Origin of the sequence: Tropicibacter naphthalenivorans (assembly GCF_900176475.1) — a bacterium.
In the GTDB taxonomy this organism is placed as follows: domain Bacteria; phylum Pseudomonadota; class Alphaproteobacteria; order Rhodobacterales; family Rhodobacteraceae; genus Tropicibacter; species Tropicibacter naphthalenivorans.
This window is the reverse complement of sequence record NZ_FWXX01000011.1, coordinates 64,258-85,311: the sequence shown is the minus strand read 5'-3', so window position 1 is coordinate 85,311 and position 21,054 is coordinate 64,258. Positions and strand designations below refer to the sequence as shown.

Annotated in this window: 24 protein-coding genes; 12 read left to right on the top strand and 12 right to left on the bottom strand. The window is 62.0% G+C overall.

Annotation, left to right across the window (positions count from 1 at the left end; translation table 11 throughout):
- The first annotated feature begins 23 nt into the window (after nt 1-23).
- Genes fghA through B9A11_RS18170 form a run of 4 tightly spaced genes read left to right on the top strand, consistent with a single transcriptional unit; the run spans nt 24 to nt 2,821 of the window.
- Complete coding sequence (fghA, locus tag B9A11_RS18185) at nt 24-848, top strand: S-formylglutathione hydrolase (RefSeq protein WP_058247752.1); 825 nt, start codon at nt 24-26, stop codon at nt 846-848.
- On the top strand, nt 845-1,297 hold the full coding sequence (locus tag B9A11_RS18180) for a YaiI/YqxD family protein (protein WP_058247753.1): 453 nt from the start codon (nt 845-847) through the stop codon (nt 1,295-1,297). Before fghA ends, B9A11_RS18180 begins: the two co-directional genes overlap by 4 nt.
- 4 nt (nt 1,298-1,301) lie before the next feature.
- Nucleotides 1,302-1,919 (top strand): HAD family hydrolase, encoded by a 618-nt coding sequence (locus tag B9A11_RS18175; protein ID WP_058247754.1) that lies wholly within the window; start codon nt 1,302-1,304, stop codon nt 1,917-1,919.
- On the top strand, nt 1,916-2,821 hold the full coding sequence (locus B9A11_RS18170) for an alpha/beta fold hydrolase (protein WP_058247755.1): 906 nt from the start codon (nt 1,916-1,918) through the stop codon (nt 2,819-2,821). The genes B9A11_RS18175 and B9A11_RS18170 overlap by 4 nt, the downstream gene beginning before the upstream one ends.
- 1 nt (nt 2,822) lies before the next feature.
- Here B9A11_RS18170 and B9A11_RS18165 read toward each other — a convergent pair whose 3' ends face one another.
- Nucleotides 2,823-4,058, bottom strand: a complete 1,236-nt coding sequence (locus B9A11_RS18165; protein WP_058247756.1) for an MFS transporter — start codon at nt 4,056-4,058, stop codon at nt 2,823-2,825.
- Between the two features lie 177 nt (nt 4,059-4,235).
- Between B9A11_RS18165 and zapE the strand changes: the two genes are divergently transcribed.
- Nucleotides 4,236-5,309 (top strand): cell division protein ZapE, encoded by a 1,074-nt coding sequence (gene zapE, locus B9A11_RS18160; RefSeq protein ID WP_058247757.1) that lies wholly within the window; start codon nt 4,236-4,238, stop codon nt 5,307-5,309.
- Between the two features lie 79 nt (nt 5,310-5,388).
- Here zapE and B9A11_RS18155 read toward each other — a convergent pair whose 3' ends face one another.
- From B9A11_RS18155 to B9A11_RS18130, 6 genes are all read right to left on the bottom strand, one after another.
- Complete coding sequence (locus B9A11_RS18155) at nt 5,389-5,925, bottom strand: LysM peptidoglycan-binding domain-containing protein (protein ID WP_083499844.1); 537 nt, start codon at nt 5,923-5,925, stop codon at nt 5,389-5,391.
- A 214-nt stretch (nt 5,926-6,139) separates the two neighbouring features.
- Nucleotides 6,140-6,712 (bottom strand): LysM peptidoglycan-binding domain-containing protein, encoded by a 573-nt coding sequence (locus B9A11_RS18150; protein WP_083499845.1) that lies wholly within the window; start codon nt 6,710-6,712, stop codon nt 6,140-6,142.
- 21 nt (nt 6,713-6,733) lie between these two features.
- A complete protein-coding gene (locus B9A11_RS18145) occupies nt 6,734-7,312 on the bottom strand; it encodes a rhodanese-like domain-containing protein (RefSeq protein WP_234988896.1) in 579 nt (192 codons plus the stop codon).
- A gap of 127 nt (nt 7,313-7,439) precedes the next feature.
- Nucleotides 7,440-8,711: a bifunctional folylpolyglutamate synthase/dihydrofolate synthase gene (locus B9A11_RS18140; protein ID WP_058247760.1), complete on the bottom strand. Its 1,272-nt coding sequence runs from the start codon at nt 8,709-8,711 to the stop codon at nt 7,440-7,442.
- A complete protein-coding gene (gene accD / locus B9A11_RS18135) occupies nt 8,708-9,631 on the bottom strand; it encodes an acetyl-CoA carboxylase, carboxyltransferase subunit beta (RefSeq protein WP_058247761.1) in 924 nt (307 codons plus the stop codon). The genes B9A11_RS18140 and accD overlap by 4 nt, the downstream gene beginning before the upstream one ends.
- Nucleotides 9,632-9,702: 71 nt before the next feature.
- Nucleotides 9,703-10,638 (bottom strand): CPBP family intramembrane glutamic endopeptidase, encoded by a 936-nt coding sequence (locus B9A11_RS18130; RefSeq protein WP_143595923.1) that lies wholly within the window; start codon nt 10,636-10,638, stop codon nt 9,703-9,705.
- A 180-nt stretch (nt 10,639-10,818) separates the two neighbouring features.
- On the opposite strand from B9A11_RS18130, the gene B9A11_RS18125 reads away from it, so the two are divergent.
- The 3 genes from B9A11_RS18125 to B9A11_RS18115 are packed head-to-tail and all read left to right on the top strand — an operon-like array spanning nt 10,819 to nt 12,906.
- Complete coding sequence (locus B9A11_RS18125; protein WP_058247762.1) at nt 10,819-11,349, top strand: hypothetical protein; 531 nt, start codon at nt 10,819-10,821, stop codon at nt 11,347-11,349.
- A 32-nt stretch (nt 11,350-11,381) separates the two neighbouring features.
- Complete coding sequence (locus B9A11_RS18120; RefSeq protein WP_234988895.1) at nt 11,382-11,921, top strand: hypothetical protein; 540 nt, start codon at nt 11,382-11,384, stop codon at nt 11,919-11,921.
- A 46-nt stretch (nt 11,922-11,967) separates the two neighbouring features.
- Nucleotides 11,968-12,906, top strand: coding sequence for an AEC family transporter (locus B9A11_RS18115; protein ID WP_058247763.1), 939 nt, complete (start codon nt 11,968-11,970; stop codon nt 12,904-12,906).
- Here the strand turns inward: B9A11_RS18115 and B9A11_RS18110 are convergent.
- Entirely contained in the window at nt 12,903-13,610 is a 708-nt protein-coding gene (locus B9A11_RS18110; RefSeq protein WP_058247764.1) for an NYN domain-containing protein, read from the bottom strand. The genes B9A11_RS18115 and B9A11_RS18110 overlap by 4 nt on opposite strands.
- 140 nt (nt 13,611-13,750) lie before the next feature.
- On the opposite strand from B9A11_RS18110, the gene B9A11_RS18105 reads away from it, so the two are divergent.
- On the top strand, nt 13,751-14,926 hold the full coding sequence (locus B9A11_RS18105; protein ID WP_058247765.1) for a leucine-rich repeat domain-containing protein: 1,176 nt from the start codon (nt 13,751-13,753) through the stop codon (nt 14,924-14,926).
- Nucleotides 14,927-14,930: 4 nt separating this feature from the next.
- Here the strand turns inward: B9A11_RS18105 and B9A11_RS18100 are convergent, their stop codons facing one another.
- Both B9A11_RS18100 and B9A11_RS18095 read right to left on the bottom strand, forming a co-directional pair.
- Entirely contained in the window at nt 14,931-15,413 is a 483-nt protein-coding gene (locus B9A11_RS18100; RefSeq protein WP_058247766.1) for a GNAT family N-acetyltransferase, read from the bottom strand.
- On the bottom strand, nt 15,410-16,171 hold the full coding sequence (locus B9A11_RS18095; protein WP_058247767.1) for a potassium channel family protein: 762 nt from the start codon (nt 16,169-16,171) through the stop codon (nt 15,410-15,412). Before B9A11_RS18095 ends, B9A11_RS18100 begins: the two co-directional genes overlap by 4 nt.
- A gap of 203 nt (nt 16,172-16,374) precedes the next feature.
- Here B9A11_RS18095 and B9A11_RS18090 point away from each other — a divergent pair, with 203 nt between their 5' ends.
- Entirely contained in the window at nt 16,375-17,205 is an 831-nt protein-coding gene (locus B9A11_RS18090) for a DUF1963 domain-containing protein (RefSeq protein WP_058247768.1), read from the top strand.
- 22 nt (nt 17,206-17,227) lie between these two features.
- Here the strand turns inward: B9A11_RS18090 and B9A11_RS18085 are convergent, their stop codons facing one another.
- Nucleotides 17,228-18,364, bottom strand: coding sequence for an S-(hydroxymethyl)glutathione dehydrogenase/class III alcohol dehydrogenase (locus tag B9A11_RS18085; RefSeq protein WP_058247769.1), 1,137 nt, complete (start codon nt 18,362-18,364; stop codon nt 17,228-17,230).
- A gap of 187 nt (nt 18,365-18,551) precedes the next feature.
- On the opposite strand from B9A11_RS18085, the gene B9A11_RS18080 reads away from it, so the two are divergent.
- The gene (locus B9A11_RS18080; RefSeq protein ID WP_058247770.1) at nt 18,552-18,794 is read left to right on the top strand and encodes a hypothetical protein; all 243 of its coding nucleotides are present in this window, start codon (nt 18,552-18,554) and stop codon (nt 18,792-18,794) included.
- Nucleotides 18,795-18,796: 2 nt separating this feature from the next.
- Here the strand turns inward: B9A11_RS18080 and B9A11_RS18075 are convergent, their stop codons facing one another.
- Entirely contained in the window at nt 18,797-19,237 is a 441-nt protein-coding gene (locus B9A11_RS18075) for a c-type cytochrome (protein WP_058247771.1), read from the bottom strand.
- Nucleotides 19,238-19,380: 143 nt separating this feature from the next.
- On the opposite strand from B9A11_RS18075, the gene B9A11_RS18070 reads away from it, so the two are divergent.
- On the top strand, nt 19,381-21,030 hold the full coding sequence (locus B9A11_RS18070) for a DUF6504 family protein (protein WP_058247772.1): 1,650 nt from the start codon (nt 19,381-19,383) through the stop codon (nt 21,028-21,030).
- Nucleotides 21,031-21,054: the final 24 nt, after the last annotated feature.

Sequence of the window (21,054 nt, the reverse complement as noted above, 5' to 3'; positions counted from 1 at the left end):
GCCGACCCGCGACGGAGGACTCCATGGAAACGGTATCTGAAAACAAATGCTTCGGCGGCACCCAAGGTGTCTACAAACACGCGTCCAAGGCCTGTGCCTGCGACATGACCTTTGGCCTGTTCCTGCCCGAAGAGGCACAGTTTGGCGAAGTCCCCGTGCTGTGGTACCTGTCGGGCCTGACCTGCACCCACGAGAACGCCATGACCAAAGCCGGGGCACAGGCCTGGGCCGCGGAGCAGGGCATCGCGCTGGTGTTCCCCGACACCTCGCCGCGCGGCGAAGGCGTGGCCAACGACGAGGCCTATGACCTGGGCCAAGGCGCTGGTTTCTATGTGAACGCGACCCAAGACCCGTGGGCGCCGCACTTCCAGATGTGGGACTACATCGCCGAAGAACTTCCCGCTCTGCTTGGCGAAAACTTCGCTTTGGACATGGATCGCCAGTCGATCACCGGCCACTCGATGGGCGGTCATGGCGCGTTGACGCTGGCGATGGGACTGCCCGGGCGCTTCCGCTCGGTGTCAGCCTTTGCGCCGATCGCCAACCCGACGCAAAGCGATTGGGGCAAGAAGCAGCTGAGCGCATATCTGGGCGACAGCGGCTGGGACAAGCACGACGCGACGCTGCTGATGCAAGAGGTCGGCTTTGACGGGCCGGTGCTGATCGATCAAGGCGGCGCGGACCAGTTCCTTGATCTGCTCAAGCCCGAAGCGCTGTCCGGGGCCATGGCTGCCCGCCGTCAGGAAGGCACCTTCCGGATGCAAAAGGGCTATGATCACAGCTACTTCTTCATCTCGACCTTCATGGAAGACCACGTCGCCTTTCACGCCGAGGCGCTGCATTCGTGACGGCGCTTTACATCGACGCCGACGCCTGTCCCGTCAAGGAAGAGGCCGAGCGCGTCGCAACCCGGCATAAAATCCGCATGTTCGTGGTGTCGAACGGGGGGCTGCGTCCGTCGCGCAACCCCTTGGTCGAGACGGTGATCGTGCCCGAAGGCCCAGACGTGGCCGACATGTGGATCGCCGACCGCGCGGGCAAGGGCGACGTCGTTGTCACCAGTGACATGCCGCTGGCCGCGCGCTGCGTTGAAAATGGCGCGCAGGTGCTGCGGCACGACGGATCGGTTCTGGACGCGCGCAACATCGGGCAACAGCTGGCGATGCGCGATTTGATGGCCGATCTGCGCGCCGCCGATCCATTCCGGCAAGGCGGAGGCAAAGGCTTTACCAAGGCGGACCGCTCGCGGTTTCTGGACGCTTTGGAGCGCGCGCTCAGGTTGGCATTGAAGGGGTAAGGATATGGTTAAGGCAGTGATTTTCGACATCGGCAACGTGCTGATCGAATGGCAACCCGAGCGGTACTACGACGCGTTGATCGGGCCCGAACGGCGACAAGAGATGTTTGCGCAGGTCGATCTGCACGGGATGAACGATCTGATCGACACCGGGCATGATTTCCGCGAGACGGTCTACGCCTGGGCCGGCAAGTACCCGGAATGGCGAGAGGAAATTCGCCATTGGCACGACAACTGGCTGGATCTGGCGACCCCTCGGATCGACCATTCAGTGCGGTTGTTGCGGGCGCTGCGGGCCAAGGGGCACCCGGTGTTCGCGCTTACGAATTTCGGAATCGGCACCTGGGCGATTGCGACCCCGGCCTATGATTTCCTCAACGAATTCGACCACGCCTATGTTTCGGGGCACATGGGGGTCATCAAGCCTTCGCCAGAGATTTACGCCATGGTCGAAGAGCACAGCGGCCTCGCGCCGGGCGATCTGCTGTTCACCGATGACCGCATCGACAACATCAGCGCAGCGCAGGCGCGCGGCTGGCAGGTGCATCACTTTACCGGATCGCAAGGCTGGGCCGACTGCCTTGTGGCCCATGGCCTGCTGACCCAGTCCGAGGCGGCATGACCCCCGGCGGCTGGATCGCCTTGGCGGGGCTTGGTCTGGCCGCCCTGCCCGCCGCGCGCGAAGCGGTGCGCACCCCGGTTGGCGCTTTGCAGAAGACCGCGCCCGGTCGCTTTGCCGAACTGTCCGAAGGTCGCACGCATTATCAATGGTTTGGGCCTGAGAGCGGTCCCGTGGTGGTCTGTGTCCATGGGCTGACCACACCGTCGTTTGTCTGGCTTGGGCTGGTGTCTGACCTGACGCGCAAGGGCTACCGGGTTTTGACCTACGATCTTTACGGGCGCGGCTATTCCGACGCGCCGCGCGGCCAGCAGAGCCCCGGTTTTTTTGCCGAACAACTGCGCGCGTTGCTGAGCGATCAGAACCTGCACGAAGACATCACCCTGATCGGCTATTCCATGGGTGGGGCGATCGCCACGAGCGTTGCCGCCGAAGAGCATCACCGCCTCAGCCGCCTGATTTTGGTCGCGCCCGCCGGGATGGGGCACACCCTAGGGCGCATGGCCACTTGGGCGACCGAATGGCCGATCGTGGGCGACTGGGCCTTTCACATGGCCTTCCCGCGAGCGCATCGCGCCGCCGTCCTGGCCGAGCGCACCCTGCCCTCTACCGTGCAAAACATCGGGGACCAGCAAATCTCCGAACTGAGGCGCAAAGGCTTTGTCCGCTCGGTCCTGTCCTCGCTGCGCGGCACCCTGCGCCGAGACATGCAAAGCGCTCACCGGACGCTTGCCGCGGCCCAGCTGCCCGTGACCGCCATTTGGGGCCGCGATGACCGCACGATCCCCCTGCGCGCCATGGGCACACTGACGCAATGGAACCGCGACGTACGCCACATCGTAATCGACGACGCAGGACACGGCCTGCCCTACACCCACACCGATCAGATCACGCGCCTCCTGTAGATCAGGCAACCGCCGGCTGAGGCGCTTTTTCCCGCACGGGCAGGTGAACAATCGCCGAAAACGCGCCGACGCCTACGCCGATCCACCAGACCAGATCGTAGTTCCCATAAAGGTCGTACAACCGACCCCCCAGCCACACGCCAAGGAACCCCCCAAGCTGGTGGCTAAAGAACACGATGCCGTACAGCGTGCCCATGTAACGCAACCCATAAAGATGCGCGATCAAACCGCTCGTCAGCGGAACCGTTGCCAGCCACAGCGCGCCCATCACTGCGGAAAACACCAGCACAGACGTCGGCGTCATCGGCATCAAAATAAACACCGCTGCCGCCACAGTCCGCGCAGTATAGATAATCGCCAAAAGATACTTTTTCGTAAACCGCTTGCCCATCCAGCCTGCGGCCAGCGTCCCCACGATATTGAACAGCCCGATCAACGAAATTGACACCGCCCCAAGTGCGCTGGTTGTTGTAATCCCAAGCCCGTGCAACACGCCGCCCGCCGCAATCGGCCCGCAAATCTCGGTCACGAAAGCCGGGAAATGCGCGGTGATAAAGGCCAGCTGATACCCACAGGAAAAGAACCCCAAAAAGATCATCGCAAAGGACGGGTCCCGCGCCGCGCGCCCCAGGATTTGCCCCATGCTCTCTTGCAACTCTACCCGGCTGACGCTGGGCGCGCGCATCATCGGCAGACTTAGCAAAAGCGCGATAATCCCGGCGGCAAAGATCATGAACACGGACTGCCACGACATCACCGCCAAAAGCGCCTCTGCCACCGGCGCGCCAAAGACTTGGCCCGCGCTGCCCGCCGCCGTGGCAATTGCCAGAGCCATCGAGCGATGCTCATCGCTCGCCGCACGGCCAACCACCGCCAGGATCACCCCAAAGCCCGTGCCCGCAACACCAAAACCCACAAGAACTTCATAGGCTTGCATGGCAAAAGGCGTCTGGGCAAAGGACGACAGCACCAGCCCCGCCGCATAGAACAGCGCCCCCAGAACAATCGCCTTGCGATCGCCCAGACGCTCGGCCAATGCGCCAAAAAGCGGTTGCCCAATCCCCCACGCAAGGTTCTGGATCGCAATCGCAAGGGAAAACTCTGCCCGCGCCCAGCCGAATTCCTCGGCGATCGGGATCTGAAACACGCCAAAGGACGCGCGCACCGCGAAGGACACCATGATGATGACGCAGCCCACCACCAAAACCGGGTTAAAAATCGTTGCAGGGCGGTCCATGGCTGTCTCCTCAAAAGCTGCAAATCTATTGCGCCATTTCGTCACGGCGTCAAATTCAAAACTTGCGCCCGGGGGTTTGGGGCACCGCCCCAAGGCCTGCGTGGCCTGAACGCAAATCCCCCTGACAGCGCAGCTGCCCTCTGGATCACGGACGGTAACCCCGCTAAATCCCTAGACATGACCGATCTGCACAGTCTCTACCAGACCCGCGTGGCCGAGGGCCGGCTCAAGCCCGATGACGCGCAACTTGCCGCCTTGCCGGCGTTTGAACGCATCCGCGCCGACCTTGCCACGCCGCAAAAGCGCGGTTTCTTTCGCAAGGCGCCAGAGCCGCCCAAGGGGCTGTACCTCTGGGGGGGCGTCGGGCGCGGCAAGTCGATGCTGATGGACCTGTTCGTCGAAACCCTGCCGGTGCCCGCGCGGCGCGTGCACTTTCACGCCTTCATGCAGGAAATCCAATCCGAACTGCACCGCCTGCGTGCCGAGGGCGTCGAAGACCCGATCAAGCCCGTCGCCAAGGCCGTTTCCGACAGCGTCAAGGTGCTTGCCTTTGACGAAATGCAGATCACCGATATCGCCGATGCCATGATCGTCGGGCGGCTGTTTGAACGGCTGTTCGACGCCGGAACCGTGGTTGTCACCACCTCGAACCGCGTGCCCGATGATCTGTATAAGGACGGGCTGAACCGACAGCTTTTCCTGCCCTTCATCGACCTGCTCAAGGACAAGATGGAGGTCCGCGAGCTGGCCTCTGACAAGGACCACCGGCAGGATCGTCTGCAAGGCGCGCAGGTCTATTTCTCGCCCGCCAACGCCGCCGCGCGTCAGCAGATCGACAGCCTGTGGGACGAGCTGACCCACGGTCTTGAGGAAACCTTGACCCTGCATGTCAAAGGCCGCGAGGTCGAGCTGCCGCGCTATCACAATGGCGTTGCGCGCGCGACGTTTTATGATTTGTGCGGGCGGATGCTCGGCCCTGCCGACTATCTCAAACTCGCCGAAAGCGTGCGCGTTCTGATGATCGAAGACATCCCCTGCTTGGGCCGTTCGAACTTCAACGAGGCCAAGCGCTTTGTGACTCTGATCGATGCTCTGTATGAGGCCAAGACGCGGCTGATTGCCTCTGCCGCCGCCGAGCCGGAGTTTCTCTATCTCGAAGGCACCGGCAGTTTCGAATTCGAACGCACGGCCAGCCGCCTGCGCGAGATGCAAGATGCCAATTGGGGCAGCAATTGGACGTCAACCCCTTGACAGCACTGCAAAAAAAGAAGGGCCCCGAAGGGCCCTTTATAGATAGTAGTCTGCCTGCTCTGCTTTGGTCTGTCGCCTGTTAGTGTAACTCGGGGATGCGCAAAACCATCCCGGCGCGCAGTTGCGCGGGGTCCGACAGGACATCGGGGTTGGCTTGCAAAATCTGTAGGTACGCCACCGTGGTGCCGTAATAGCGGAACGCGATGCCCGGCAGGCTGTCGCCCGGCTGCACGGCATGTGTGCGGGTGGTGATCGCCGTCGGCACCGCGCGCACTGTTTCAACCGGAGGTGTTGCCTTGGGCGCGGCCGCGACGGGCTTGTTCAGCTCTTGGACGATGCCGTAGCTCATCGCCTGCAACACATCCATCACCGGATCATTTGCCACGGGCGCAGGCACGGGGGTGGGCGTTGCCACAACAACTGGTGCGGGCGCTTCGACAACTTCCGGGGCGGCGGGCAAGGCCGGCGTCAGCGTCGGCTGAAGGCCCATAACATCCGGCGCGGTGCGGCTGACTTGATCGACGGCAGAGGGCTCATCCGATCCGGCCCCAAGGCTCCAGAGCAGCGCGCCCGTCGCGACGACAAAGCCCACGGCGAGCATCAAAATCCTAATCATGCGCGCCCCCGCATACAGGGCGCACGTCCGGCAAAGCCGGTCGCATCGGTCAAAAACATCTGTAGTCCCCCAGCGCGAGACCCAAGAGGCAGCGGGTCCGCGAGTGACTACGTGTATAGCCGAATCAAATTTCTGCAGTCAACATATAGTAGAGCTGTCAATGGGTAGCAGAGGCGAAATCAGCGGATACCACATTGATGTGCCGCAAAAAGATTCACTTTCGCGGCAGCACCAGCGTTTGCCCGGGCGCAAGATCGTCCGGGCGCGTCAGGATGGCCTGATTGGCGGCAAACAGCGGGCCGGTCATGTTAACGTCGCCGTAAACTTTGTCTGCGATAGACACGAGGCTATCGCCCGGCTGGACCACATAAATCGTCGGGGCGACACCTTGGGGCGCGGCCTGGCCCGCAGCAGGCGCATCAAGGGACCGCCGCACGATGGTATGCAGCAAGCTGCCCGGTTGCCCCGGCGCGGTTTCGCGACCTGTTGCGTGGTTCAGGCTCGACAGGGTGTCCCACGTCATCTTGCGCAGCGATTGGTCGTCCATGTCGCCGCCGCGCGCGACCTGCGGGCGCTGAACCGGGGGCAAGGGCTGGGCCACTTTGGGCGCGGCCACATCGGCAAGGCCGGACATCGGCTCTAACGGGTCGACCTGCGGCGCGGCGCGCGTGACCACCGGCTCGACGCTGGGCGCTTCAGCGGCTTTGCGGCTTGCACCCGGCTGCATGATCACCAAAGTCACGGTGATCGCCAAAAACCCAAGGGCAAAAAGTGCCATCCTGATCATGTCGTTCCCCTCAACCCTACTTTACTGGCCACCCGCGGTGGTCAAGCCAAGGCCCATCCAAGCCTGCACACCACCGCGATAATATTTAAGCTTTTCCGCCGGATAGCCGCTATCCAGCAAGCTGCGCAAGGCGATCTGTGCGCCTTCGTCATCGGGCCCGGCGCCGAACAGCACCAGGTCAAACGCCCCCGAGAAATCGCCCGACCGCACGCCCAGCGCATTGAGCAGGTCGTCGCGATACGGGTTATCCGGCCCAAGCGTCGCGGCGGGCACGTTCACCGCGCCCGGCACCGTCCCGGCGCTGAACCCGGTGGGCAGGCGCGCGTCGATCAGCAGACCACGGCCACCCGAGACGAAAATATCAAGGAAATCCATCACCTCCAGCTCGCCAATCGTGGCGACACCGGGGGCGGCTTGCATGGGTTGCACGCAGGCGGGCGGACACGCCGCGCCATTGCGGTCAATGGTCACCATCCGTCCGTTGAGCGTAAACTGAAAACTGCCCCGATCTTCTGTGATCCGGCTGGACTGCGCGCAAGCCGGAACGGCCATTGCAACAGCAGCGGCACAGCAAAGGGTCGGGAAAAGACCTTTGAACATCTGCTCGTCCTCTGGGGCCGGTTTGGCCTACCGTTTATCGTTATGCAAAATATAGGGCACGGCCTGCAAATCAGTCAATATGCAGGGGGACGGCACAAGGCGGGACTTCCGTCCGATTTCGGGAAATTTACCCGTTGGACCGCAGAATATCCCCCGCGAGGTAAAGCGATCCGCAAATCAGCACCCGCGCCGCCGGATCAGCCGCGATAATCTGGGCCAAGGCACCCTGAACGCTGTCTGCCGTGCGCGCATCGTGGCCGCAATCCGCCGCCATTTTCGCCGTGTCCTCGGCGGGCAAGGTGTTGGCCTCTCCGGGGATCGACACGGCGGTCAGCGTCGCCGCCTGCGCCGCCAAGGGCCGCAGGAAACCGCGCACGTCCTTGGTGTTCAACATCCCGCAAATCAGGTGCGTGGGACGCGGCGGCAGGCTGGCCAGATGGGTCGCGAGCGCATCCCCGGCGGCAGGGTTGTGCCCACCGTCGAGCCACAACTCGGCATCCGGCGCGGCCTCCAGCAAAGGCCCGTGGCGCAAACGCTGCATCCGCGCGGGCCAACTGGCGTTCGTCATCGCACCTTCAAAGGCGGCCTCGCCTGCGCCAAGGTGACGCAAAGCGGCCAAGGCAGCCCCGGCGTTCTGGTACTGATGCGCGCCGGGAAGCGACGGCAAAGGCAGGTCCAAGAGGCCATTTTCGTCTTGGAAAACAAGGCGTCCGCGTTCCTCAAAGACGTGCCACTGCTGCCCATAGGCCAACAAAGGCGCGCCCAGCGCCTGCGCGCGGGCTTCGATCACTTCCATGGCTTCCTCGGGCTGAGGGCCAACGACGCAAGGCACGCCGCGCTTGATGATCCCGGCCTTTTCGCCCGCGATCTTGGCCAGCGTGTCGCCCAAGAATTGTTCGTGATCCATGCTGATCGGGGTCAGGATGGTGATCGCCGGACGTTCAACCACGTTTGTCGCGTCCAGCCGCCCGCCAAGCCCGGTTTCCAGCAAGGTGTAATCCGCCGGGGTGCGGCTCATCGCCAGCAGACCCGCCACGGTGGTGATCTCGAAATAGGTGATCGCCTCGCCGCCGTTGGCCGCGTAGCACTCATCGAGGATCTCGGTCAGGTGCGCTTCGGAGATCAGCTCACCGGCAAGGCGAATGCGCTCGTGAAAGCGCGCCAGATGCGGCGAGGTATAGGCATGCACACGTTTGCCGTCGGCCTCAAGCCCGGCGCGGATCATCGCCTGGGTCGAGCCTTTGCCATTCGTCCCGGCAAGGTGGATCACCGGGGGCAGCTTTTGCTCGGGGTGGCCCACCGCCTCCAACAGACGCCAAACGCGGTCCAGCACAAGGTCGATGACCTTGGGGTGAAGCGCCATCATCCGGTCAAGGATGACGTCCGACGACGCGCTCATTCGGCGGGCTTCGTCTGAGGCATCTTGGCCTCTTCGGGGCCGGGCGCGGGCAGATCACCCCACGTCGGAGGCGGCATCTGCATCAGCATCCGGCAAATCACAATCAGCTCTTCGCGCATGTGGCGACGGTCGGTTACGCGGTCCAGCATCCCGTGTTCCAGCAGATATTCGGCGCGCTGAAAGCCTTCGGGCAGCTTTTCACGGATGGTCTGTTCGATCACCCGCTGGCCGGCAAAGCCGATCAGGGCGTTCGGCTCGGAGATTTGCACATCGCCCAGCATCGCATAGGACGCGGTCACGCCGCCGGTCGTCGGGTGCGTCAACACAACGATATAGGGCAGGTTTTTCTCGCGCAGCATCTGCACGGCCACAGTCGTGCGCGGCATTTGCATCAGGGACAGGATCCCCTCTTGCATCCGCGCGCCGCCCGCCGCCGAGAACAGCACCAGCGGACGCCCAAGGCGCACGGCCTCTTCGGCGGCCTTGATGATGGCGTTGCCCACATACATCCCCATGGAGCCGCCCATAAAGCTAAAGTCCTGCGCTGCGGCGACGATCGGCGTGCGGCCAATCTCACCGGCAGCGACCAGCATCGCCTCATGCTCGCCGGTCTTTTTCTGCGCGGCCTTCATGCGGTCGGGGTATTTCTTTTGATCGCGGAATTGCAGCGGATCGGTCACCGGCTCGGGGACGTCGATTTCCGAGAACACACCGCCGTCGAACAGCGCCAAAAAGCGGTCGCGCGGCGTGATGTGCATGTGGTGCCCGCAGTTGGTGCAGACGTTCAGATTGTCGCTGATCTCGCGGTGGAACAGCATTGTGCCGCAGCCATCACACTTGGACCACAGATTGTCCGGCGTCTCGCGGCGCGAGAAGATAGAGTTGATCCGGGGGCGGACGTAGTTCGTGATCCAGTTCATGGCGGGCCTGACGTTGCGATGCGTGGCGATACGTTGGGGTGTGACTTAATGCCCGACTGCGCGAATTGCAATCACGCGCGGATGGCAATGCGAGCCGCCAGCCAGGACACAAGGATCGAGGCAAGGTCGATGGGCAACAGGCTGAGGACTTCGCCCTGCGCTTCAGGGCCAAAGGGCAGCAAGCGCAAGGCCAGCCCGGACATGTCGCCTTGCATCGACACAAGCCCCATGGCGAGGAAGTTGTTGACCAAGTGCATGGCAACCGCAGGCCCAAGCGTGCCCGCCCGCGCGGTCAGATCCGCCGAGGCAATGCCGTAGATCACCGCCCAGATCACCACCAGCCAAGCGTTGCCGCCGTAGATTTCAGGCGCATAGTGTCCAAGGCCAAAGACCAGCGAGGGCACGATCAACCAAACGGCAGGGTGCTTGAACCGCGCGGCCAGCTGGCTTTGCAGGTAACCGCGAAACAGCAGCTCTTCGCTGCCGGTCTGGATAAACAGCGCGATCAGCGTCAGAGGCAGCAGCGCCAGCCAATGACCCAGGCTCAGCCCCGGCACGGTGCCTTCGAACAGACCCCAAGGCGGCAGGATCATCAGCACGGCATTCAGCGCCACAAGCGCAAAGAGCACATCCCAGAACTGCCGACGCGCCAGCGGCCACGGCCCAACCAGCGACGCGGGCCGCCGGTCGTGCACGATCTCTACCACGGTAAAGGCCGCAAGACCCATGGCCCCCATCGACACCAGCATCCCCAACAACCCGGCGGGCGTATCGCCAATCGCCAAGGCCCGCGTCATGCGGTCAAACGTCTCGGCCGGCAGCACCGTCCCGAGCATGGTCATGATGCCCTGCGTCATGCCGAACATGATCGCAAAGACCAAAAGCACCCCCAGCGCCAACCGCCACAGCTGCGCCGTGCGGCGCGCGGGCACGGTCAGCAGCGCGTAGCGCGCATATCCGATGCGAGGCCGGCGCTTGGGCGCTTGGGGATCGGGGGGCTGGGTCATGCGCTATGCGATACCACCGGGTCCGGGTAGGTCAACGCTGAAATTCCCCTTATGCACCCGCGCGCCCATGTCTAGGCCACTATGGCTGACGGTGGCAGGCGAAGCTCTGCCTATAGCTGAACGATTTGCTTGCTTTGCAAGCGATTTGATTCACGATATCGAAAAGGGATCGCGCCAAGAATGCACACAGACACGTTCCACATTGCCGATTTGCCCGAGGCGCACCGCCATCTGCTGTATCGCTGGATGGCGAGCAGCGGCGCGCGTGGGTTGCCGCTTTTGGATGACTTCCAGCACGGCGCAACCTTGGACAGCTCCAAGAATTTCGTGTTCACCGAAATCCACGACGGCCCCGGTGGGCTGGACTTTGAATTGATGTATATCGGCCCGAACGTCCGCGCCTTTACCAGCCCCAAATTGGAAGGCAAGCGGCTGTCCAACATGCCCGGAAAGGGGCCGGGATCCCAGCTTTGGGCCGCCTACGAGGCTTTGTTTCGCAAAGCGTGCCCCTTGTATGTGTCGTTGCCCTATGTCGGCCCGCTGCCGGGGTACGTGTCCACCCAAGAGCTTTTCCTGCCGCTGGGGGACGGAAAATCCTCGCATCCGCGCTATGCCCTGGCGTTGGTCGCGCTGGATCCGAAAATGCCCGCAGGATCACGAACTGTTCAGGAAATCATGTCATGCTCGACAGGACCGGTGCAGGGCGTATGATACGCGCCACCGCGATGACAAAGGATCCCACCATGCGTTTTCTTCTGACCCTTGCCGTTGTGCTGACCGCCTCTGTTGCCTCGATGGCCTCGGCGCAGATGATGCACGGGCATGGCCACGGCGCCGACGGCACCGGACACGATATGGTCGGGATGCCGGGCCTGCGCGGGGTCGACGCGACGCCACAGGAAAGCGGCGAGTTGCGGGTGATGTTCCACCACTTCGACGAAATTGAGCGTAGCGTGGAAAACCTCCCCAATGGCATTCGCACCGTGACGTCGTCGACCAATCCCATGGTGATGGAAGCGCTGGTCAGCCACGTCACCGGCATGATCGCCCGCGTCGAAGAGGGGCGCGACCCCCAAGTCATCATCCAAAGCCCGACGCTGACGCCGATTTTCGCCGGGCGCGATGACATCACGTCTGAAATCGACATCACAGAGGAAGGCATCGTTGTGATCCAAACCTCGGACAATCCGGACATGGTCACCCTGCTGCAAACCCATGCCGAAGAGGTCACCGATATGGCTGATCGCGGGATGCAGGCGGTGCACGAACGGATGATGCAGTAGACCCACGAGGCGTTGACCCCGCCGCCCCCCGTGCTAAGCACATCCCATGCTGGACATCTTCCTCAAGACCCTTCCGTTCTTTGGCCTGATCGGCGTCGGTTACGGCGCGGCCAAGTCGAAGTTTTTCCCCGAGGAAGCCACCGCCTACATCACCAAGTTCGTCTTTTACTTTGCCCTTTCGGCGATGCTGGTGCGCTTTTCCGCCAACCTCAGCTTTTCCGAGATTTTTGACGCGCGCCTTGCCGCTGCCTATCTGTGGGGCACGGCCTTTGCCTATGCCATCGCGATGATGTGGGCGTTCTGGCGCGGGCTGGACGTGCCGACCGCCTCGATCGAGGCGCAATGCGCCGCCATTGGCAACACCGGTTTCTTGGGCGTGCCCATGCTGGCGCTGCTGCTGGGCCAAGAGGCGGTAGGCCCGATCATCCTGATCCTGTCCATCGACCTGATCGTCTTTTCCTCGATGCTGACGATCCTGATCACCGCCTCGCGCGAAGGCACGATCACCCCGCGCATCTTCAAAACCGTGCTGATCGGGCTGGCAAAAAACCCGATGATCGCCTCGATTGCGGTGGGTCTGACGGTGTCCGGTCTTGGGCTGCCGGTCCCGGAAACCGTCAATTCGTTCCTGACCTTGCTGGGCAATGCAGCCACCCCCGGCGCGCTGTTCGCCATCGGCGCATCGCTCGCCAGCAAAAGCGCCGAGCGGCTGGAAATCGCTGCGTGGTTGTCCTTTGCCAAGCTGATCCTGCACCCCGGCTTTGTCGCTTTGGGCGTTTATGTGTTCTTCCCGGTGGATGCCTACCGGGCTGCGGTGATGGTCTCGGCGGCGTCACTGCCGGTGGCGGGCAACGTGTTTATCCTCGCGCAACATTACGGGGTTGCGCCGCAGCGGGTGTCGGCCTCAATCCTGATCTCGACCGCGGCCAGCATCGTAACCGTCAGCATGATCATCGCCGCCGTCACCGCGCCGCTGTCGCTTTAGTCGATGCGGCGCACGACCGCTTGGTTGTTCTCGGCGCGGCGCAGCTCGAACACCTTCATCTCGGACACCAGATCGGACAGCTTGCGCTTGCCGTAACTGCGGGTGTCGAAATCGGGGTTCGCGGCAGAAATCACCTGCCCGATCTCGCCCAGACCGTACCATTCGTCCTCTTGCTCGATCTGCGCCATCGCCTTGAAGATCAGGTCGCGCGCCTCGGTCAGATCATGGGTTTTCGCAGGTTTTCCGGGGGCGGCCTTGTCCACCCCGCCGTCCAAGTTTTCAAGGAAAATGAAGCGCTTGCAGGCTTTTCGAAAGGCGCTGGGGGTCTTTTCCATGCCCATGCCGAACACGTCCAGCCCTTGCTCTCGGATGCGGCTGGCAAGGCGGGTAAAGTCGCTGTCGGAGCTGACCAGAACAAAGCCGTCGAACCGCGCAGAGTGCATCAAATCCATTGCGTCGATCACCAGCGCAATGTCGCTGGCGTTCTTGCCCACGGTGTTGGCGGGCGAGTGGTGCGGCACGATGCCAAAGTCGGCCTGAACCCGGTTCCACCCGGCCATCTGCTGGCTGGAAAAATCGCCATAGCACCGCCGCACGCTGGCCTCGCCCATGGCGGCGATCTCGTCGAAAATCGCCTTGGCGTATTTGGGCGAGGTGTTGTCCGCGTCGATCAGAACGGCAAGCAGTCGTGTATCTTGTCTCATACCCTACCTCTGAAGCAGTCAGCGCCATCAAGCAATAGACTCAATAGAAATGAACCAGCTAGACTACCTTAAACCCAAAGATCCGCGATCCCGGCCAAAGCGTCGCTGCATTGAGAGTAAGTTAGAGTGAGGAGCAAGTTATGCCACATCTACGAGTATTTTTGACGGCAACATTTATGTCCGTCCACTCGGCCGCGTTCGCGCAAGCGACACCTCCTGAGAATATACCGGAGGCGTACATTTGCGCTGAGGAATTTGGCCACGTCAGCGTCCTTTTTGGGGACAACTGCAATGACATACGTGCCCTCGAAATCGAATTTGAAAACCGTCTCGCACCCACATCAGATTTCGCACCGCTGGCCTATTTCACCAACCTTAACAAGTTGGACTTGGGGTATAGTGACATTGCGGATCTGTCACCGTTTTCTGAATTAAAAAAGCTGGAGAAATTGGACCTAACCGCTACCAAAATTTCCGAAATAAGCCCGCTTCAAAATTTGACACTACTGAGAGAGTTGTCCCTGCAAGACACAAGGGTCGCCGACATTAGCGCTTTGTCCAATATGCCCTATCTTACAGATTTATCCTTAGCGCATACAAATGTGTCCGATCTTTCGCCGCTGAGCGACCTGACCTACTTGGATAGTCTATCCATTTCAGGGACCGATGTTCAGGATATTACACCCCTTCAGAATTTAAAGGGCCTTTCTGGACTTCACCTGTCAGCAAAAAACATTGACGATATCTCTGTGCTAGAACACTTGCCGCGACTGGTATCTCTCAGCATCGCAGGCACGCAAGTTGAGACGTTGGAAGCAATCCGCAACCATCGCTACATTATTGATTTGAACCTGCACGATACCAAAGACTTAAGTCTGAAACCCTTGGCAGGAATGAAGCGCTTGAAATCGCTTGAAATCAGGGGTTCCGATATCAGTAATTTGACTGGCTTGGAAAAGGTTCAATCATTGGAGGTTATCTATGCAGGCGGGTCCAAGATCTCATCAATAGAGCCCTTGAAAGATCTTGAAAATTTAAGTGGTCTCTACGTTGATTGGACTGCAATTTCCGACATTTCACCACTGAGCGACCTGACACGCCTAGCATATTTGTCCCTTTATAAAACCGATGTTGAAGATATCTCTCCACTGAGCGGTCTCACTGCTTTACAGGGTTTGAACCTTGGGGATATCCTCACCAAAGATCTTTCGCCTCTTGCCAACCTCAATCAACTTGAAACTCTCACCACTCCGGACGGGGTAAAGCACAAAGGTCGAGAGGCGGTCGAGGCGGCGATTGCAGCTTGGTCGAAGTAAGCCCCTAAAGACGGCGGAACATCACCAGCGCGTCGACCTCTTGGCCGTCCGGCATTTCGAACGCGCCGGGCAGGCGGCCGACGGTATCGAACCCCGCGCGGGTCCAGGTATCGACGGCGCGGGTGTTGGTGCTGATGACGCAGTTGTACTGCATCGCGCGAAAGCCCAGCGTCGGCGCGAGGTCGAGCGAGTGCGCCAGCATGGCGCGGGCGACGCCTTTCCCGCGCGCAGCAGCGGCGGTGACATAGCCGCAATTGCAGACGTGACTGCCGCCACCCTTTTGATTTCGCACGATATAATAGGTACCAAGCAACTCTGCGCCATCCTCAGCGACAAACACCCGCCGCTCTGGCCCAAACCAATAGTCCAGCGCCGCGGGGCCAGAGATGTCGCGGTCAATGGCATAGGTCTCGCCAGCGCGAAACACCGGCTCCAGCATCGCCCAAATGCTGGGCTTGTCGCCTTCATTTGCCCCGCGAATAATCATGTGACGCCCTCGGTCTGAATGTGCATCTGGCTCCCGCAATGCTTGCAATGCACCGCATCGATGTCATGCAGGATCAGCCCGCAGGTCCGGCATTCGCAGCGCACCTTGCTGGGCCGGAACAGCACCGTCACCAGCCGCAAGAACAGCGTCACCCCGGCGATCATCACGACAACAGAGATCATCCGCCCCACCGTCCCCGGCAGGGTGATATCCCCAAATCCTGTGGTTGTCAGCGCTGTGACGGTAAAATATAGAGCATCGGCATAGTTCTGGATCTGCGGATTCAACGGGTATTGCGTGGCATAGATCACGCCTGTCATCACGAAAATGAACACAAAAAGGTTCAACGTCGCGACCACCACATCTTGGTTCCGGCGGAAATAGGGGAAGTCTTCCTTGAGCCGTTCAGACAACTGATAGGTGTGCAATAGCCGCAAGGTCCGCAGCACCCGCAAGAACCCCAGCCCCTCGCCCGCCAGCGGAGCCAGGAAAGAGATCAGCGCAATCAGATCGGCCAGCGTCGTCAGCCGCGTGAACAGGCGCATCCGGTTGGTGGAAATCCAGATCCGCGCAGCAAAATCCGCAAGGATGAACACGCCAAAGACCGCATCGATCGTCTCGACCACCGGACCGTGATGGCTAAAGGACGTGGCGATCACGAACAGGATCGTCACCACGTCAAAGATCAGCAGCGCATAGCGAAATTTATGCGCGGTATCGCTGTCGCCTGCGTAAAGCTCGCGTATCCGGTTTTTCATGCCGCTCACCCTTTGTGTTGGGTCAAGTGCTTGGCACAGCTGGGGCAAAAGCGAAAGACTGCCGTGCAGGGGCACCGAAAAATTGCCGTTGATTAACCCTGTCTTGGTCAAGGAATGGCTACAATCTGTGGGTTTCTTGGCGGCAAAATTCAGCAACCCAAGGTTCACCCGGCATATTTCCCGATTTCGAACACCCGACGCATTTGACATCCCGCGAAAGCGCCAACCGCCAGTTCACGCCAGAAGAGACCGCGCATCTGTTCGAGCTTGCGACCCACCCGGCCTTGCTGCTGACCAAAACCGAGTTTCAGGGGCTGGAGGGCGCGCCGGGCTGTTGGCTGGGCGGGTTTCCGACGCTTCCGTTCTACATCGACTGGCCTTGGGTAGAGCGCGACGGCGCGCCGCTGGTGCCCATGCACTTCATGGCACAAATCCGTCTGGACTCCTTGCCGCTGGGCGACGATTTCGCGCCCATCCCGCGACAAGGCACGCTGTTCTTCTTTGCCAACTATTGCGAACATCAAGAAGGGCAGACGGGGAGCGTCTCGGTCATCCATGTGACGCAGGACGTCAGCGCCTGCCCGGAACGCGCCATGCCCCCGTTCCCCGAAGACTTCTGGGACGAGGTAGATCTTTGTGGTTGGTTCGACGAACCCGAGCCGTTTCGAAAATGGCCCGTCACCGTGCGCAAATTCGACAGCTTGAATTCAGAATTCAGCCAGAATGCGGGCTGGCAACAAAAAGCGTGGAAACGCGGCTCAGAGATCTATCAAACGCTGTTTGAAACGCCAGTCACGGCCCCCGGCAATCCCGCGCTCAAAGCGCCCCGGCAAGGCGGCGTCGTGCACACGATGTTCGACTTTCTGGGTGACCGCGACCGGGACCTGATGCGAGATCGTCAAATCCCTCTGTTGCGGTTGGAAATCGACCGCGACTGGGGCTTTGAATACGGGCATTACCTGGGGTTCTACATCCCCCCCGAGGCGCTGAAGGCCCACGATTTCTCGCAGGCCTTCGCGTGTACCTTGACCTAGGCGGGCGGTGCCGCTGGCCGAATTAGAACTCGACGACCGCGCGGATCGACTTGCCCTCGTGCATCAGGTCGAACCCGTGGTTGATCTCGTCCAGCGTCAGCTTGTGCGTGATCATCGGGTCGATCTCGACCTTGCCGTCCATGTACCAATCCACGATCTTGGGAACGTCCGTCCGGCCCTTGGCGCCGCCAAACGCGGTGCCCTTCCAGACGCGCCCCGTAACCAGCTGGAACGGACGGGTCGAGATTTCAGCGCCCGCAGGCGCCACGCCGATGATCACAGACACACCCCAACCGCGGTGCGAACATTCCAGCGCCTCGCGCATGACGTTGACGTTGCCGGTCGCATCGAACGAGTAATCCACGCCGCCGAACTGGTCTTTCTCGGTTTTGGTCAGCTCGATGATCGCTTGGGTCGTGGTCTGACCTTCGGGCAGCTTGGACGGGTTGACGAAGTCGGTCATGCCGAACTTTTTCGCCATCTCGGCCTTGTCGTCGTTCAGGTCGACGCCGATGATCTTGTCCGCCCCGGCCATCCGCAGGCCCTGGATCACGTTCAGGCCAATGCCGCCCAGACCGAACACAGCGGCGGTCGAGCCGATTTCGACGCCCGCGGTGTTGATCACGGCGCCGATGCCGGTGGTGACGCCGCAGCCAATGTAGCAGATCTTGTCAAAAGGCGCGTCGTCGCGAACCTTGGCCAGCGCGATTTCCGGCAGAACCGTGTGGTTCGCAAAGGTCGAGCAGCCCATGTAGTGGTAGATCGGCGTGCCATCGAGCATCGAGAAACGCGTGGTACCATCGGGCATCAAGCCCTGACCTTGGGTGCCGCGGATCGCGGTGCACAGGTTGGTCTTGCCGGACAGGCAAGCGTGACACTCGCGGCATTCCGGTGTGTACAGCGGGATCACGTGGTCACCGGGTTTCAGCGTGGTGACGCCTTCGCCGACCTCGACAACGATACCCGCGCCCTCGTGACCGAGGATCACGGGAAAGATGCCTTCGGGGTCGTCGCCCGAGCGGGTGAATTCATCGGTATGGCACAGGCCCGTGGCCTTGATTTCAACCAGAACCTCACCCTTCTTCGGGCCTTCGAGGTTTACTTCCATCACTTCCAAGGGCTTACCGGGGGCCAGTGCCACTGCCGCGCGTGTCCGCATGAGTTTATCTCCTACCAAAGTATTTGCCGCGGACAGTGCGACAATCGCGCACCCGCCGCAAGCACCGAACCGAAGGTGTGGAGGTTTTGAGCGACGCCGATAGGGAAACATTGATGCGGTTCAGGAAATCTTTGGACTTCTGGGGCAGCGTATCAACGTTTCCTATTGCACGAAGGTAGCCGACAGAATGTCCTTGCACTCCTCGACCTTGCTCAGCACCACCCTGCCCGATTTGTCCGCGCTGTTCGACGGGCCGGCCCACCGCGACAGCAGCGCGCAATTGCTGTCGCGTATCCGCGCCGCCGAGGGGGCGCGCGACATGCTGCGCGCGGCGCAGATCGGCCCGCATCTCGCGGAAAAGGAGCTGAGCGCACGCATTGCCTATCTGCGCGACCGGCTGATGCACCCGGCGCAGCCCGCCGCACAGTAAAGTCATTTCTCGATGCGGTAGGCTTCGTGGCAGGCCGAGCAGGTTTTGCCCACACCGCCCAGCCCCGCGCGCACGCCATCAAGCGTGGTGGTGTCCATCGCGCCCAAGGCGGTCTCCATCGCCCGCGCGCGCGAGGTGAAATCCTCCCAGTTGTCCCAGATCGCCGGGGCGGCCTCGGATTTGGGGTGGGTCTCGTTGGTCTCGAACACCGCCGGGATTTGCGCGCTGTATCCTTGCAAGGCAGAGCGCGCGGATTCGGCGCGCGTGGCGTCAAAGGCGTCGGTGCCCTTGGCCATGCCGCCAAGGATCCCCATCGCGCCTTTGACCTCCTCCATCAGGGCCATGCGTTCGCGGACGGTTTCACTGGCGATGTCCTCTTCGCCGAAGACCATTGTGCCGCTGGCTGCGATCAGCAGCACCGCATATGTCAAACTCTTACGCATTTTACATATCTCCTATCTCTTTGGATTAAGGGTGGGGCGGTTGTGCCAAAAGGCCAGTTTTGCCTGATGTCCAAAGGATCACGGACTCGACTCAAAGCCCCTTTAGCGTTAGAACAAAGACAGAACATCTAGCGAGTCGCCCGATGCAGAAACGCATCCTTTCCTTGTGGTTTCCCCGCCTCGGGGCCGAACGGCTGATCCGCGCCGAACCGCATCTGGCGAGCTTGCCGCTGGCCTCGGTGGCCGAGGACGGCAGCGCCCAGCGTGTGGCCAGCGTGTCGGTGCGCGCGGCGCAGGCAGGGATCTACGTGGGGCAGCTGTTGCGCGACGCCCACGCTCTATGCGCCGAGCTGGTCACTCGCGCCACCGACCCGCGCAAGGAGGCGGCGTTTCTGCATGTGCTGCACCGTTGGGCGGGCAAGTTCTCTCCTTGGGTGTCTGCGCAGCCGCCGGACTCGCTGGTGCTGGACCTGACCGGCTGCGCGCATCTGTTTGGCGGCGAGGCCGCGCTTTGCGATCAAATCACCCAGGATTGTGCCGATCTGGGGATCACCGTGCAGCTTGGGCTGGCCGACACCTTGGGCACCGCTTGGGCCTTGGCGCGGTATGCGCACGCCCCTGCCCAGACCCATCGCTCGGGCGATGCCATCGACCAAGAGGCGCGCGCCACCCGGTCGCGCGCGGGCAAGCGGCGGCATTGGGAGCGGGGCGGGACCGCTCCGGCAATCGGCACGCCCCCTGCGCGGCAAAGCTGCATTGCCCCGCCCGGTCAAAGCTGGTTCAGCCTTTCGCCGCTGCCCATCGCCGCCCTGCGGATCGACGCCGAGACCACCGAGCAGCTCAACCGCCTTGGCCTGCGCCACGTGGGCGATCTGCTGGGGCAGCCGCGTGCCAGTCTTGCGCGACGCTTTGGGCGCGGTCTGGTGGATCGGCTGGATCAGGCCACCGGCTCCGCGCCCGAGCCGATCTCGCCCGCCGCGCCGCCTGATCGCTTTGCCATGCGCATGTCTTTTCCCGATCCAATCGGGCTGGAGGACGACGTCGCCGAAGGGTTCGAACGGCTCCTGACGCCCCTTTGTCGCCAGCTGCGCGCCAAGGGACGCGGCGCGCGCGCCCTGCGGCTTGAGGCGCATCTGTGCGACCACACCATGCAGTGGCAGACCGTGCTGACCGCCGTGCCCAGCCACGACCCGAATCGGATTATACCCTTGATAAGGCTAAAACTTCCTCTGCTCGAGGCCGGCCCCGGCATTGACATGCTGCGCCTTGAAACCGTGCTGCACGAACCGCTGCACAGGCGGCGTCAGTCGGGGCATCTGGCCGCCAATGCGCAGGCCAAAACCCGGCTCGGCAGCGCCGCCGCGCTCGAAGATCTGATCGGCCGCCTTGGCGCGCGCATCGGGATGGAGGCGATCACCCGGAGGCACCCCGGCGACAGTCATGTCCCGGAAAAAGAGGCGCAAACCCTTGCCGCCGCGTGGTCGAAGCCCGCGCCGCGCTGGCCCAAGGGACCGCTCCGCCCGGTGCTGCTCTGGCCCGCCGAGGCGCTCGGCGCCCCCGATGCCCCCACCCTGCCCCGGCAGTTTCGCTGGCGCGGGCGCGATTGGACCACCCTGCGCGCCATCGGCCCCGAACGACTGACGCCCGAGTGGTGGTTTGACGACCCGGCGTGGCGGACCGGCGCGCGCGATTACTGGCGTGTGATCACAGATCACGGCGACGCCCTGTGGATTTTCTACGCCCATGGCGCGGCGCTGTCGGCGGGGTGGTTCTGTCACGGCAGCTTTGCCTGACCCCACCGCCGCGACACCCGCAGC